Origin of the sequence: Microbacterium sp. UBA7513, assembly GCF_002478345.1 — a bacterium.
GTDB lineage: Bacteria > Actinomycetota > Actinomycetes > Actinomycetales > Microbacteriaceae > Microbacterium.
Genome location: NZ_DLNJ01000035.1, coordinates 47,550 through 61,286, shown reverse-complemented (window position 1 = coordinate 61,286; position 13,737 = coordinate 47,550). Strand labels below are relative to the sequence as shown.

The window sequence follows — 13,737 nt, the reverse complement described above, 5'->3', positions numbered from 1 at the left end:
ATCCGGTTCTATTCATTTGAATGTAATTGGGTCAACGCGTGCAGGGCAACTTTATTCCCGGCCGGTAGCCTCGGAGAATGAGCACCACCGGAGTCGGGACGACGGGGCCCCACACAGGGCCGGTCGCCCGCAAACGCCGACGCGTGCCCTTCTGGGACAACGCGCGATACGCCTGCATCGTCCTCGTGGTGTTGGGGCACGCCATCCAGCGCCTCAGCTACGACTCGGACATCGCCTTCGCCCTCTACCTGGCGCTGTACGCGTTCCATATGCCGGCGTTCGCCATCATCTCGGGCTACTTCTCCAAGTCGGGCTCCCCCACCCGGACGCAGATGGCCCGCGTCATCACCGACATCATCCTCCCCTACGTCATCTTCGAGGCGCTCTGGACGCTCACGAAGTGGCTCGTGGAGGGAGAGACCACCCCGAATCCGACCCAGCCCAGTTGGACGCTCTGGTTCCTCCTCGCGCTCGGGATCTTCCGTCTCGTCCTCCCCTACCTCGCGCTGCTGCGCTGGCCGCTGCTGTGGACGGTCGTGATCTCGGTCGGCGCCGGCTACCTCCCGAACGTCGACAGCACGTTCTCGCTCTCCCGGACCCTGGGCTTGCTGCCGTTCTTCACCCTGGGCTGGTGGCTCCGGGAGCGAAACGTCGTCGACCGCCTCCGCCTCCTCGACGTCCGCCCGTGGTGGAGCCGCGTCCTCGCGCTCGTCGTCCTCGGCACGGCCGGATGGGCGGCGTGGAACTGGCTGCCGCTGTGGCAGACGGTCGACCTGCGGCACTGGCTGTTCTACGAAGACTCCTACGTCGATCTCGTCGGCGACCAGTGGTGGGCCGGTGGCATCCGCATCCTGCTCATGCTGCTGGCTGTCGTGCTGTGCGCCGCCTTCTTCGCCCTCATCCCCCGCGGCTCCTACTGGTGGACCACGTTCGGCCAGTACACGATGTACGTCTACCTCCTGCACTCCTTCGTGCTCTACCCGTTCCGGGAGAGCGGCGTGCTGCGCGATCTCGAGCCGACCTGGTTCTGGCTGCCTGCGGTCACGGCGCTGTCGGTGGTCCTCGCGCTGCTGCTCGCCACCAAGCCCGTGCGGCGGGTGTTCCGTCCGCTCGTGGAGCCGCGGCCGCGGTGGCTGTTCGCCGACCCCGAGCTCGCCTCGCGGGAAGGCCGCCGGAACGATCCCACCGGCTCCCGGCGTCCGCGATGACAGCCGCCCACCCCGCGTCCGAGGTCCGGGACCGGCTCGTGGCGATCGCCGACTCCCAGGGGTTCGCCGCGCACGGGCTCCACGTGCGCATCGGCGACGACACCGCAGGTCACCGTTGGACGCCCGACGTCCGGGAGGACGTGCACTCCATCGCGAAGGGCGTCTGCGTGCTGGCCGCCGCCCTCGCCGCCGACGACGGACTGATCCACCTGGACGACACCGTCGCCACCCTCCTTCCGGAGCACGAACTCGGCGAGGGCGTCGCTCGCGTCACCCTGCGTCATCTGCTGTCGATGTCGAGCGGCATCGACCTGCCGTGGTCCGAGACGCTGATGACGGACTGGCCGGATCTGGCACGGGAGTTCCTGCGACGGCCATCGCGGGGGCGGGTGTTCCAGTACTCCAACGCGAGCACCTACACCGCGATGACCGCTCTCTCGGCCCGCGTGGGCGACGTCGGCGACTACCTCTCGACGCGCCTCTTCGCCCCGCTCGGCATCGAGGACGTGGGCTGGTCGCGATGCCCGAACGGCCGCATCGAGGCGGGTGGCGGCCTGCCGCTCCGCACCGAGGAGGTCGCGCGCCTGGGGATGCTCATCCGTGATCGCGGTTCTTGGCAGGGACGTCGACTCGTCGCCCCGGAGTGGATCGACGCCATGCACGAGCACGGCGTCGTCGCGGGCGTCAACCCGGGCTACGACCGCTATGCGCTCGCGGGCTGGCAGGGTCCGGGGCGGGCGTGGCGGCTGCACGGAGCCCATGGCCAGCTCCTCCTCTTCCTCGGCGACGCCGTCGTGACCGTCACGGCGCACGATCACGCCGGGGCGGACGCCTTCGCGGCCGCGATCGTCGCTGTCCTCGAAGAGGTCGCGGTCTCCCCCTGAGTCCTGCTCAGGCGAACAGCTCCGCCCCCACGTACGAACCCGGGCGCGCTCCCGGCGGGATGGCCCAGATCCCTGAGCCCACGTGACGGATGTACTCGTTCAGACGGTCGGTCGACAGCCGTCGCTGCAGGCTGATGAACTGCGCGGGATCACGCTGGTAGGACAGGAAGAACAGCCCCGCGTCCAGGCGCCCCAGAGTGTTGTTGCCGTCGACGTAGTTGTAGCCGCGGCGCAGGATGCGGATGCCGTCGTTCTGCTCGGGATGCGCGAGCCGGACGTGACTGTTCGCATCGATCGTCGTGCCATGGAAGTCCGGTGGCGTGAACTCGTCCCCTCCGGAGAGCGGCGCCCCCACCCCCTTGTCCCGTCCGATGATCGTGTCCTGCTCCGCGAGGCGCACCCGATCCCACGTCTCGATGAGCATGGCGATCTTCCGGGCGACCAGATACGAACCGCCCGCCATCCAGGACGGCTCGTCAGCGTCGGCGACCCAGACGTGGTCGGCGAGCGCCGCGGTATCGTCGGCGAGGATGTTGGCCGTGCCGTCCTTGAAGCCGAAGAGGTTGCGGGGTGTGGCCTGGCTTGCCGTCGTGCGCGAGGTCTTGCCGAATCCGAGCTGCGACCAGCGCAGGCGGGCCCGTCCGAACGCGATGCGGCTGAGGTTGCGGATCGCGTGTACCGCGACTTGGGGGTCGTCGGCACAAGCCTGGATGCACAGGTCGCCGTGCGACGCTTCGGGGTCGAGATCATCCCCGAGGAAGGCGGGGAGCCGTTCGAGACCGGGCGGCCGCCGAGCGGCCAGACCGTAGCGATCGCCGTCCTCGTTCTCGAACAGCCCCGGCCCGAAGCCGAACGTGAGAGTCAGGCCCGCGGCGGGGAGCCCCAGCGCCTCCCCCGTATCGTCCGGGGGCGCGTCGGCGGAACCGTTCACCGCGCCGCTCGCACTCACCTCCAGCCCCTGCGTCATCCGCGCCGCCGCGTAGGACCAGTCCTGCAGCAGGGAGAGGAGGTCGTCCCTGTCGGTGCGGGGCATCATGTCGAAGCTCGCGAAGTGCAGGTGGTCCTGCACGGGCGTCGTGATGCCCGCCTGGTGCGTGCCGAAGAACTCGTACCGCGACTCGGCCTCCTCCGCGGCTCGTGCGCGTCCGAGCGCCACGCCGCCGGCCGTCCCGGCCCCCAGCCCGACGGCCAGTCCGGCGACGCCACCGCCGACGGCCAGCCCGAGCAGCCCGCGGCGGCTGAGGCCGCCGCCGGAGGGCTCCGACGGCAGGGGCGCCGGCGCCTCCCCGGCGCCAGATTCCGACTCGTTCACGTCCGTGCTCCTCCGTGGGCCGTCGTCAGTCGAGCACCGTGCCGGTGAGCTGCGAGAGCGGCTCGGCGAGCGCGTTGATGAGGTCGGTGAACTCGCGCTTGTCGGCTTCGGTCAGCTCGCCGTAGCCGACGAAGCCCTCTGCGAGCGAGCCGTGCGCGGCGAGGGACTTCTCGAGGGCGGCGTAGCCGTTCTCGATCTCGGCGACGAGCGCTTCACCGTCGTCGCCCTGTGCTGCGGCGAAGTCCTGCACGAGCGAGAAGGCCATCTTGGAGCCCTCCACGTTCGCGGCGAAGTCGAAGAGGTCCGTGCCGGACCACCAGTCCTCCTCGCCGGAGATCTTGCCCGTGGCCACCTCGTCGAGCAGCGCGATCGCGCCGTTGGAGATGCCGCCGATCCCCTGGTCAGCCAGCGCGGTGGTGAAGTCGTCCGAGTGCACGTAGTCGTACAGCTCCTGCACGTCGGCCAGCAGCAGGTCGCCGTAGTCGGCACGCTCCGCCGGCGTGGACGGCGCCCAGTCCTGCCACGCCGGCGTCTCGCCGTCGGCGTTCAACGCGTCCTTCGCCGGCACCCAGAGGTCCTTCTCGATGCGGTGGAAGCCGGTCCAGTCCAGCCCCTCCGCGACCGCATCGACCTCTCGGAAGTCGATCCGCGGGTCGAGGTCCCCGAGCGCCTCGGCGACGGGCTCGATGCGCTCGTAGAAGGCCCTCGTCTGCGGGAAGAGCGTGCGCGCGGCCTCGTCGTCACCGGACTCGTACGCGGCCACGAGGTCTTCCACGGCCGGTACGAGCTGCCCGACCTGATCCTTCACGAAAGCCCCGTAGAGATCGACGGCCTTCTGCTTCTGCTCGGCATCAGGGCCGTCCACCGCCACCCGGTCTCCGGTCACCGTGAAAGAGGCCCGGCCGACCCCCTCGCCGACCATGCCCGGCTTGCAGAGCGTGAAGTAGTCTCCGGGCTGCGCGACGACCGTCAGTGTGCGGGACGCGGCCGGGGCGATGTTCTCCACCTCGCCCACGATGCGCAGACCGTCCTCGGCCAGCAGGTAGAACTCGGAGACCTGGTCGGTGTCGTTCTTCACGTCGAACGTCAACGTGCCGCTCTTCGCGGTGGAGCCCGAGACGGCGCAATCGGTGTCGGTGGACGACACGTCGAACGCCCCGGTCGCCGCGGCGTCGCTCTTCGCGACGCAGCCGCTGAGGAGGAGGACGGCGGTACCAGCGGCGGCGGCCGCGGCGAGGACCCGGTGCGAGGTGATCATGCTGCTCCTTGCTGTGTGAGGGAGGAGGTCGGGGTGGCGGCCGAGGCGCCGCGCGTCGAAGGGCGTGCCGAGCGAAGGCCGCGGAGGTACAGCCCGCCCACGACGAGGAGGTAGAGGCCCCAGGCGAGCACCTGGAGCCAGGTCATGGCAGGCATGAAGCCGACCGTGGCCTGCAGGACGGAGGCCAGCGCGCCGCCGGGAGCGATCGCCGCCGACACGTCGAACGCCCAGCCGAACGGGAAGCCGGCCGCGCCCACGGCGACGGCGCCGGTGACCGGGTCGAGCGGAGCGGCGGCGGTGAACGGGCCGGGAAGCGCGCCCGCCTCCTGCAGATCCATCAGCGCGTAGGCGAGGACGCCGGCCGCGACGATCACGAGGAAGCCTCCCGTCCAGGCGAAGAAGCGCCGCAGATCCAGGCGCAGCGCCCCGCGGGAGATGAGCCAGCCGAGCACGACGGCCACGGAGAGTCCCAGGAGCGCGCCGACGAGGGCCGAGGGGGCGTCGCCGAAGGACTGCACCATCGACCACAGCAGCAGGGTCGTCTCGATGCCCTCGCGAGCGACGGACACGAAGCCGATCGCGACGAGCGCCCAGAGCCCGCCGGCCGTCAGCGCCCGGTCGATGCCGCCCTCGAGCGTCGCCTTCATGGTGCGGCCGGCGCGCTGCATCCAGAAGATCATCCACGTCACCATCGCCACCGCGACCAGCGAGAGACCGCCGCCGATCAGTTCCTGGGCCTGGAAGGTCAACTCGTAGGCCCCGAAGGTCAGGACCGCGCCGATGCCCAAGGCGAGAGCGATCGCGAGGCCGACGCCCGCCCACATCCGCGGCAGCGCGTCGCGACGCCCGAGCCGGCGGAGGTAGGCGACGAGGATGCCGACGACGAGCGCGGCTTCGAGACCCTCGCGGAGTCCGATGAGGAAAGTGGCGAGCACGGAGACACACTCTCTGACGGGCGACTGAGGTAAGGCATCCCTTACCACCGAGACTCTAGCACTGCGACCGACCCTCGCCCGACACCGCAGACCGAAGTAATGGAGTGCAACAGAGCATCCTCGGGGCTCATCCGCGACATAGCCTCGGTCCATGGCTGAACTCTCGCTCCCCATCCTCGACCTGTCCCAGCTCGACGACGGCCCCGAGGCCGCGGCGCGCTTCCGCGACGACCTCCGCGCGGCCACCCACGACGTCGGCTTCTTCTACCTGACCGGCACCGGGATCTCGCCGGAGCTGGAGGCGCGGCTGCACCAGGCCGCCCTCGACTTCTTCGCACTGCCGGAGGAGGACAAGCTCGCGATCGAGAACGTCAACAGCCCGCACTTCCGGGGCTACACCCGGATCGGCGGCGAGCGGACCCAGGGCAAGGTCGACTGGCGCGAACAGATCGACATCGGCCCCGAACGTGAGCCGGTCGAGGGTGGGCCCGTCTTCAACCGCCTCACCGGCCCGAACCTCTGGCCCGCCGCGCAGCCGGAGCTGAAGGAGATCGTCACGGAGTGGCACGACACCCTGACCGAGATCGCCCGCAAGCTCCTGCGCGCCTGGGCTCTCACCCTCGGAGCGGAGGAGACCTACTTCGACGAGCCGTTCCGCGAGCCGTCGACCCTGATCAAGATCGTGCGGTACCCGGGCACGAACGAGCCGGAGCCGCAGCAGGGGGTGGGTGCGCACAAGGACTCCGGGGTGCTGACGCTGCTCTGGGTCGAACCCGGCAAGGGCGGACTCCAGGTCGAGCGTGACGGCGAGTGGGTGTCGGCTCCCCCGGTGCCCGGCGCCTTCGTGGTCAACATCGGCGAGCTGCTGGAGTACGCCACCGGCGGATACCTCAAGGCCACGAACCACCGCGTGATCTCGCCGCGGGCGCCGGAAGAGCGGATCTCGATCCCGTTCTTCTTCAACCCCGCACTCGACCAGCAGCTGCCGCTCCTCGAGCTCCCCGCCGAGCTCGCCGCCGAGGCGACCGGCGTCACCGAGGACCCGAGCAATCCGATCCACGCGACCTACGGCGAGAACGCCATGAAGTCCCGCCTGCGGGCGCACCCCGACGTGGCAGCCATCCACCACCCCGACCTGGTGCAGACGACCGCCTGAGCGGATCCACACCGCGCGTAAATGACGAAGGCCGCCCCACACCGTGGGGCGGCCTTCTCAAGAATGTTCTGCGCGATTGAACGCTGGGTCCGTGGTGCCTTATCGGCGAAGACCAAGGCGTGCGATCAGCGAGCGGTAGCGCTCGATGTCGACGCTCTGGAGGTAGCCGAGCAGACGACGGCGCTGACCCACGAGCAGGAACAGACCACGACGCGAGTGGTGGTCGTGCTTGTGCTCCTTCAGGTGCTCGGTGAGGTCCTTGATGCGCTGCGTCAGCATCGCGGCCTGCACCTCGGGGGATCCGGTGTCACCGGGGTGCGTCGCGTACTCTTCGATGATCGCCTTCTTGACGTCTGCTTCCAGTGCCATAGATTCGATCCCCTCTCTGCTTGTTGCGCGGCGCCCGACGCCTGATGCGTGAGCTCTCTTTATCCGCGGCCGATCGAACGGCAACCTGACGAGTCTACCAGCCCGAACGACCATGGCGGGACACGGGGTCCGGAGCGAGGCGCACCGGTCAACTAGGCTCGGGATGTGCAGAAGAAGATCGCCCTGTGAGCTCCCGCCGCGGCCATCTGATCGACCTCACCCCGCTGAAGGCGAGTCCGGCCTTCGCCCGGATGTGGATCGGCTCCACCCTCGCCGGCATCGGCGGTCAACTCACCATCGTGACCGTGATGCTGCACGTGTTCGATCTGACTGCGAGCACGTTCGCCGTCTCGATGATCGCCGTCGCCGGCCTTCTCCCTATGGTCCTCGCAGGCCTCTACGGCGGCATGCTCGCCGATGCGTTCGACCGCCGGCGGGTCGCGCTGATCGCGGCCACCGTGACCTTCGCCTCCACCGCGCTCCTCGCCGCGCTCACGTGGACGGGGACGGAGACGATCTGGTGGCTGTACGCGCTGAGCATCGTGAACTCGGCGGCGAACTCCGTCGGGATGGCCACGCGGACGGCGATCGTCCCCCGACTCATCCCCCGCCGGATGCTCGCGGCCGCGTCCGCGCTCAACGGCGTCGCCTTCGGACTCACGGTCATGGCCGGCCCCGCCCTGGCCGGGCTCCTCGTGGCCCTCACCGGATACGGCTGGACCTACACGATCGACGTCGTGCTCATGCTGTCGATGTTCCTCGGCCTGTGGACCCTCCCCGCTCTGCGCCCCGAGGGCGACATCGTGCGCCCCGGCCTCGCCTCGCTCGTCGACGGCTGGCGCTTCCTCCGCCGGGCGGGCAACATCCGGATGCAGTACGTGATGGACATCACTGCCATGACGTTCGGGCAGCCGCTCGTCCTCTTCCCGGCGCTGGGCACCGTGATCCTGGGCGGCGGGGCGTTCACGACCGGCATCCTCACGGCGGCGGTCGCCGTAGGCACCTTCTCCTCGAGCCTGTTCTCCGGCCGTGTGGTGCAGTACCGGTGGCACGGCCGTGGGATCGCCCGCGCGATCGAGGCCTACGGCGCCGCGATCGCCCTGTTCGGCCTCGTCCTCCTGATCGGCGCCTTCTCCGGGACACCCACCGGCGAGGACCGGCCGCACGTCGCACTGATCGTCGCGGCCTGCGTGGCGCTGGCCCTCTCCGGGGCCTCGGACAACGTGAGCTCGATCTACCGCAACACCATGATGCAGGCGGCGGTACCGGACGCCATGCGCGGACGCCTGCAGGGCCTGTTCGTCGTGGTGGTGACCGGAGGTCCGCGCGTCGGCGCCCTGTACGCCGGGACGCTCGCGACGCTGACCTCCCTGTGGTTCCCCCCGCTGCTCGGCGGGATCCTGGTGATCGCCCTCGTCGCGCTCCTCGCCCGACGACACCCCCGGTTCCGCGCCTACGACGCAGAGAACCCCGAGCCCTGACGGGCCCGGGGTTCGGAGAGGTCTGCGCGTCAGTCCTGCTGCAGCGCACCCTGGAGGTCGAGCGTGATCGTGACGTCCTTGCCGACGAGCACGCCGCCGGTCTCCAGCGCGGCGTTCCAGGTGAGGCCGAAGTCCTCACGGTTGATGACCGTCTTGGCGGAGGCACCGGCCTTGTAGTTGCCCCACGGGTCGCTGCCGAAGCCGCCGAAGTCGAGCTCGAAGGTGACGGGCTTGGTGATGCCGCGGATGGTGAGGTCGCCGTCCACGAGGAAGTCGCCGCCCTCGACGCGCGCGCCGGTCGAGACGAAGTCCATGGTCGGGAAGTTCTCGGTGTCGAAGAAGTCGGCGGAGCGCAGGTGCTGGTCACGGCCCTCGTCCTTCGTGTCGACGGAGGTCACGTCGACGGAAGCCTCGACCTTGGCGTCGAGGGGGTTCTCCGGGGCCACGAGCGTCGCGCTCTTCACGCCGAAGGTGCCGCGCACCTTGGAGATCATCATGTGACGGACGCTGAAGGTCACCTCGCTGTGGGACGGGTCGAGGACCCAGGTGCCGGGACGGTAACCGGGGATGTCGATGCTGCTCATGAATGCTCCTCAGGAGTCGTCGGCCGCGGTGGCGGCGAAAGGGATGGCGCCGCGATGGTCCGCGGCACCCTTCCCACAACATACATTCACTCGCATGTATTCCCGTGTCGAGCAGAAAGTCCGGAGACATCGAAAGCGCCCCGCACCACAGGGTGCGGGGCGCTTCCGAACGAGGCCGTCAGCCGACGGCGACGAGGTCGATGATGAAGATCAGCGTCTTGCCGGAGAGGAAGTGCCCGCCCCCGGCCGGGCCGTAGGCGAGGTGCGGCGGGATGATCAGCTCGCGACGACCGCCCACCTTCATGCCGGGGATTCCGTCCTGCCAGCCCTGGATCAGGCCGCGGAGCGGGAACTGGATGGTCTCGCCGCGACCCCACGACGAGTCGAACTCCTCGCCGGATTCGAACTCCACACCGGCGTAGTGGACGGTGACGGTGTCGCCGGGCTTGGCCTCGGCACCGTCACCCTCGATGATGTCGCGGATGACCAGTTCTGCGGGCGCAGGGCCGGTCGGGGCGTCGAACTCGGGCTTTGTGCGATCAGTCATGGCTCCATCCAACCCGACCGTCGCGCGCCCGGTCAACGCGACCGCACCTGCTCACAGCGAACACCTCGTCGAGCCGCCTCCACCGCCCCGGCGCGGAGGCTCTTGACACATCCCCGGGGCCGGGTGCACCCTGGTGGCAGATCAACTCAGCGCCCGGGAGACATGCAGGCATCGCCGCAGCACCGGGCGCTGAGTCTGTCTCCGGGCGTGCCGCTCAGTAGGCCAGCAGCGCCGCTCGTGCCGCCCTCGTCCGGATCAGCAGGGCACGCTCGTCTTCGACCGCGAGCGGGTCGCGACCGGTGATCGCCCGCTGGCGGACGGCGGCCAGAGCCGTCGCGTCCTTGATGAACTCGCGCATCAGCGGCCGGCGATCACCACGCAGCTGCGCCGCCCAGGCGAGCCCCGCCTTGCGTCCGGACGGCGTCGCCAACATGGTGACCTCCTCCGGCGTGAACCAGCCGGCGGCGGCATACTCGGCCAGGCGCGCCCGGGTGAGCCGGGCCTCCTCCCGGCGCAGGGCGATGATCCCGAGGATGAAGCCGATGAACAGCGGCACCTGCAGCGTGAAGTAGAGCCCGAAGAAGTCGGCAAAGGTCGCCGACCCGTTCCACAACCCGTGCAGGAGGATCGCTCCGACCATGCCGAGCAGGCCGGCTCCGGCCGCCGCACCCGCGGACGCATGACGGCGGGCGACGAGGCCGATGGCGAACCCGGTCAGCGAGGTGAACATCGCGTGGGCGAACGGCGACAGCACCGCCCGGACGATGAACGTGACGCCGAGCTGCTCTCCGCCGCCCTCGATCAGGCTGATGGCGAAGTACTGGATGTTCTCGGTGAACGCGAAGCCCGCACCGACGAGCGCCCCGTAGACGACGCCGTCGACCGGACCGTCGAAGGACCGTCGCGCGAGCAGGAAGATAAGGAAGACCCCGAGGCCCTTCCAGAACTCCTCGACGATGGGCGCCTGGATCACCGCCGAGAACTCCTCGGAGCGGATGCCGAGAAGCATCGTGAGGCCGATGTCGACGAGGAGCGTGAGACCGACGGCGGCGACGGCACCCCAGGCGATCGCGAACGCGACCAGTCGCTTGGGCTCCGGCTCCCAGCGGTCGATCATGCGCACCCCGAGGAAGACGACGGTGAGCGGGATCAACGCCAGGACGAGCCCGATCACCGAGGCGGTCGGTCCGAGCGCCCAGCCGAAGTAGCCGATGAGCGCGAGAAGGAGGAACCCGAGGAAGCCGAACAGCCACAGCGAGATCGTGCGGCCCTTCCTGTTCGGCACCGGGAGAGCCGGGAGCGACTCCGCGGGCGACGGCGCGACCGGGGCCGGCGGCGTGTAGGGCGTCGGCTGCGCGAGCGCAGAGGCGTAGCCCGGCTGCTGTCCGAACGACGGCGGCAGGTACGGGGACTGTGCGTACTGCGCGGCGGAGTACGCGCTCGGCTGCGCGGATGGCGCGGACGGGGGCGTGTACCGCTCGGGCTGGTGGGGGTCGGACGGTCCTCCGAAGGTCATGGTCAAAGCTTATGGGGCACAAGCATCCGCGCCGGGCTCTGGGGCCTTCCTCCACCCGACGAGCCGCACGCACCCGGTAGCGTAGAAGCATGCGGTTCGCTCACCTGCGCCGTCCAGACTCCCCTCGTGCGGTTCTCGCCGTGGTGGAGGGCTCGGACGCCATCCTCGTCTCCGATCTCCTGTCCGACGCGCCTGCCACCCTGCAGCAGCTGATCGAGCGGGGAGACGCCGGACTCGACGAGCTCCGCACGGCCCTGCGCGACGGCGACGCTCCGCGTCACCCTCTGAACGGTTGGGGCTTCGCCTCCGCGGTGATCGGCCCGCCCGCCGTGCTCGCCGTCGGCCTCAACTACGCCGCGCACTCCAGTGAGCTCGGCCTGAAGACCGACGCGGCGCCGACGGTCTTCACCCTGTGGCCCAACTCGCTCACCGGGCACGACCAGACGACCTCCTGGCCCCGGAGCCTCAGCGAGGCCGTCGACTACGAGGCCGAGCTGGGCGTGCTCATCGGCACCCCCGCGAAGGACGTCCCGGAGGCCGACGCCCTGACGCACGTATGGGGCTACACGGTGGTCAACGACATCACCGCGCGGAACATCCAGTTCTCCGAGGCGCAGTGGTCCCGCTGCAAGTCGTTCGACGGCTTCACCCCGACCGGCCCGTTCGTGGTGACCGCCGACGAGATCGCCGACCCGCAGGACCTCCACATCTGGACCGTCGTCGACGGACACACCGTGCAGGACGCCAGTACCGACCAGATGGTGCGCTCGGTGGCGAAGCTCATCGCCCACCTCTCCCAGTCGCTCACGCTGCTGCCCGGCACCCTGATCTCGACGGGCAGCCCCGGCGGGGCCGGCTACTCCCGCGATCCGCAGATCTTCCTCCGCGACCGCTCGACCGTCACGGTCGGCATCGACGGGATCGGCGAGCTCACGACGCACTGCCGTATCCTCGACTGACCCGGACACGACGAAGGGGACGGGAGCTGCGCGCTCCCGTCCCCTTCGCGTATCCGGTCGACGCTCAGATCTGGATGAGGTCGTCGGGGGTGACGATCGGGATGGCCGCGGTGACCGCCTCCAGCCCCGACAGGCGGGCGGGAGAGAGCTGCTTGGTCACCTCGTCGCGCGACATGAGCCCGGCCTCGACCACCAGGTCGGCGACGTTGCGGTTGGTCAGCAGAGCGGTCTTGGCCAGAGCCGCGGCCGCCGCGTAGCCGATGAAGGGCGTGAGCGCCGTGATGACGCCGACCGACGCGCCGACCATCGCGCCCAGGCGGTCGCGGTTGGCCGTGATGCCCTCGACGCAGTTCACGCGCAGCGTCCACATGGCCTGACGCATCCAGGTGATCGACTGGAAGATCGAGTGCGCGATGACGGGCTCGAAGGCGTTGAGCTGGAGCTGACCGCCCTCGACGGCCATGGTCACGGTCATGTCGGCGCCGACCACGGCGAACGCCACCTGGTTCACGACCTCCGGGATCACCGGGTTGACCTTGCCGGGCATGATGCTGGAGCCGGCCTGCCGCGCCGGCAGGTTGATCTCGCCCAGGCCCGCCTGCGGACCCGACGACAGCAGGCGCAGGTCGTTGCAGATCTTCGAGAGCTTGATGGCGTTCCGCTTGAGCGACGAGGAGAACGACATGAAGGCGCCCGTGTCGCTCGTGGATTCGACGAGGTCGGTCGCCGTCTCGAGGTCGAGCCCGGTGATCTCGCGCAGGTGCTTCAGCACCGCCGGCGCGTAGTCGGGGTGGGTCGTGATGCCGGTGCCGATGGCGGTCGCACCCATGTTGATCTCGAACATGAGGGAGGCGTTCTCGGTGAGGCGGCTGTGGTCCTCACCCAGGGTCGTGGCGAAACCGTGGAACTCCTGGCCGAGCGTCATGGGCACGGCGTCCTGGAGCTGCGTGCGGCCGACCTTGAGGATGTCGTGGAACTCCCCCGCCTTCCCGAGGAACGCGACGCGCAGCGCGTCCAGTTCGTCGAGCAGCGAGCGCAGCGTCAGCGAAAGGCCGATCTTGACCGCGGTCGGGTAGACGTCGTTGGTCGACTGGCTGCGGTTCGTGTGGTCGATCGGAGAGAGGAAGGCGTAGTCGCCCTTCTCGCGTCCGGCCATCTCGAGGGCGATGTTGGTGATGACCTCGTTCGCGTTCATGTTCGTCGAGGTGCCGGCGCCGCCCTGGATGACGCCGACTGTGAACTGGTCGTGGAACTCGCCGTCGATGACGCGCTGCGCCGCGCGGTCGATGAGGTCGGCCCGTTCGGCGTCGAGGACGCCGATCTCCTTGTTGGCCCTGGCGCTGGCCTGCTTCACCATCGCGAGCGCGATCACGAGTTCGGGGTACACCGAGATGGGGCGCTTCGTGATCGGGAAGTTCGCGTCGGCGCGGGCGGTGTGGATCCCCCAGTACGCGTCGGCGGGAATCTCCATGCTCCCCAGCGAATCGGTCTCAGTGCGTGTATTGGCGGGCGCGGCAGAAGCCATGTC

13 protein-coding genes are annotated in these 13,737 nt (G+C 69.6%); 5 read left to right on the top strand and 8 right to left on the bottom strand.

Annotated elements, in window-relative coordinates; genetic code table 11:
- Positions 1-77: 77 nt before the first annotated feature.
- Complete coding sequence (locus B2W79_RS16860) at positions 78-1,208, top strand: acyltransferase family protein (protein WP_071328412.1); 1,131 nt, start codon at positions 78-80, stop codon at positions 1,206-1,208.
- Positions 1,205-2,092 (top strand): serine hydrolase domain-containing protein, encoded by an 888-nt coding sequence (locus B2W79_RS16855; protein WP_292791572.1) that lies wholly within the window; start codon positions 1,205-1,207, stop codon positions 2,090-2,092. The genes B2W79_RS16860 and B2W79_RS16855 overlap by 4 nt, the downstream gene beginning before the upstream one ends.
- Before the next feature lie 7 nt (positions 2,093-2,099).
- Here B2W79_RS16855 and efeB read toward each other — a convergent pair whose 3' ends face one another.
- The 3 genes from efeB to efeU are packed head-to-tail and all read right to left on the bottom strand — an operon-like array spanning position 2,100 to position 5,597.
- Positions 2,100-3,404, bottom strand: coding sequence for an iron uptake transporter deferrochelatase/peroxidase subunit (gene efeB / locus B2W79_RS16850; RefSeq protein WP_396654714.1), 1,305 nt, complete (start codon positions 3,402-3,404; stop codon positions 2,100-2,102).
- A gap of 25 nt (positions 3,405-3,429) precedes the next feature.
- A complete protein-coding gene (efeO, locus tag B2W79_RS16845) occupies positions 3,430-4,662 on the bottom strand; it encodes an iron uptake system protein EfeO (protein WP_292791570.1) in 1,233 nt (410 codons plus the stop codon).
- Positions 4,659-5,597 carry an iron uptake transporter permease EfeU gene (efeU, locus tag B2W79_RS16840; RefSeq protein WP_292791568.1) on the bottom strand — a complete coding sequence of 313 codons (939 nt, stop codon included), beginning with the start codon at positions 5,595-5,597 and terminating at the stop codon, positions 4,659-4,661. Before efeU ends, efeO begins: the two co-directional genes overlap by 4 nt.
- Positions 5,598-5,748: 151 nt before the next feature.
- On the opposite strand from efeU, the gene B2W79_RS16835 reads away from it, so the two are divergent.
- On the top strand, positions 5,749-6,753 hold the full coding sequence (locus B2W79_RS16835; RefSeq protein WP_292791565.1) for an isopenicillin N synthase family dioxygenase: 1,005 nt from the start codon (positions 5,749-5,751) through the stop codon (positions 6,751-6,753).
- A 99-nt stretch (positions 6,754-6,852) separates the two neighbouring features.
- Here B2W79_RS16835 and rpsO read toward each other — a convergent pair whose 3' ends face one another.
- Complete coding sequence (gene rpsO, locus B2W79_RS16830) at positions 6,853-7,122, bottom strand: 30S ribosomal protein S15 (RefSeq protein WP_017203073.1); 270 nt, start codon at positions 7,120-7,122, stop codon at positions 6,853-6,855.
- A 185-nt stretch (positions 7,123-7,307) separates the two neighbouring features.
- Here rpsO and B2W79_RS16825 point away from each other — a divergent pair, with 185 nt between their 5' ends.
- Positions 7,308-8,603, top strand: a complete 1,296-nt coding sequence (locus tag B2W79_RS16825) for an MFS transporter (protein ID WP_292791551.1) — start codon at positions 7,308-7,310, stop codon at positions 8,601-8,603.
- A gap of 29 nt (positions 8,604-8,632) precedes the next feature.
- On the opposite strand, the gene B2W79_RS16820 is transcribed toward B2W79_RS16825, so the two are convergent.
- The 3 genes from B2W79_RS16820 to B2W79_RS16810 all read right to left on the bottom strand — a co-directional run bounded on the left by B2W79_RS16820 (position 8,633) and on the right by B2W79_RS16810 (position 11,250).
- Positions 8,633-9,187 carry a YceI family protein gene (locus B2W79_RS16820; RefSeq protein WP_025103197.1) on the bottom strand — a complete coding sequence of 185 codons (555 nt, stop codon included), beginning with the start codon at positions 9,185-9,187 and terminating at the stop codon, positions 8,633-8,635.
- A 178-nt stretch (positions 9,188-9,365) separates the two neighbouring features.
- A complete protein-coding gene (locus B2W79_RS16815; RefSeq protein ID WP_025103196.1) occupies positions 9,366-9,734 on the bottom strand; it encodes an FKBP-type peptidyl-prolyl cis-trans isomerase in 369 nt (122 codons plus the stop codon).
- Between the two features lie 214 nt (positions 9,735-9,948).
- A complete protein-coding gene (locus tag B2W79_RS16810) occupies positions 9,949-11,250 on the bottom strand; it encodes a PrsW family intramembrane metalloprotease (RefSeq protein WP_292791544.1) in 1,302 nt (433 codons plus the stop codon).
- Between the two features lie 89 nt (positions 11,251-11,339).
- On the opposite strand from B2W79_RS16810, the gene B2W79_RS16805 reads away from it, so the two are divergent.
- Positions 11,340-12,209 carry a fumarylacetoacetate hydrolase family protein gene (locus tag B2W79_RS16805; RefSeq protein ID WP_292791541.1) on the top strand — a complete coding sequence of 290 codons (870 nt, stop codon included), beginning with the start codon at positions 11,340-11,342 and terminating at the stop codon, positions 12,207-12,209.
- A gap of 64 nt (positions 12,210-12,273) precedes the next feature.
- On the opposite strand, the gene B2W79_RS16800 is transcribed toward B2W79_RS16805, so the two are convergent.
- A complete protein-coding gene (locus tag B2W79_RS16800) occupies positions 12,274-13,734 on the bottom strand; it encodes an aspartate ammonia-lyase (RefSeq protein WP_071328404.1) in 1,461 nt (486 codons plus the stop codon).
- Positions 13,735-13,737: the final 3 nt, after the last annotated feature.

What these genes read in the sequence shown, in the direction of transcription:
- B2W79_RS16815 (WP_025103196.1), bottom strand. Translation starts at nt 9,734, where the DNA reads ATGACTGATCGCACAAAGCCCGAGTTCGACGCCCCGACCGGCCCTGCG.
- B2W79_RS16810 (WP_292791544.1), bottom strand. Translation starts at nt 11,250, where the DNA reads ATGACCTTCGGAGGACCGTCCGACCCCCACCAGCCCGAGCGGTACACG.
- rpsO (WP_017203073.1), bottom strand. Translation starts at nt 7,122, where the DNA reads ATGGCACTGGAAGCAGACGTCAAGAAGGCGATCATCGAAGAGTACGCG.
- efeO (WP_292791570.1), bottom strand. Translation starts at nt 4,662, where the DNA reads ATGATCACCTCGCACCGGGTCCTCGCCGCGGCCGCCGCCGCTGGTACC.
- B2W79_RS16860 (WP_071328412.1), top strand. Translation starts at nt 78, where the DNA reads ATGAGCACCACCGGAGTCGGGACGACGGGGCCCCACACAGGGCCGGTC.
- B2W79_RS16855 (WP_292791572.1), top strand. Translation starts at nt 1,205, where the DNA reads ATGACAGCCGCCCACCCCGCGTCCGAGGTCCGGGACCGGCTCGTGGCG.
- B2W79_RS16835 (WP_292791565.1), top strand. Translation starts at nt 5,749, where the DNA reads ATGGCTGAACTCTCGCTCCCCATCCTCGACCTGTCCCAGCTCGACGAC.
- B2W79_RS16800 (WP_071328404.1), bottom strand. Translation starts at nt 13,734, where the DNA reads ATGGCTTCTGCCGCGCCCGCCAATACACGCACTGAGACCGATTCGCTG.
- B2W79_RS16805 (WP_292791541.1), top strand. Translation starts at nt 11,340, where the DNA reads ATGCGGTTCGCTCACCTGCGCCGTCCAGACTCCCCTCGTGCGGTTCTC.
- B2W79_RS16820 (WP_025103197.1), bottom strand. Translation starts at nt 9,187, where the DNA reads ATGAGCAGCATCGACATCCCCGGTTACCGTCCCGGCACCTGGGTCCTC.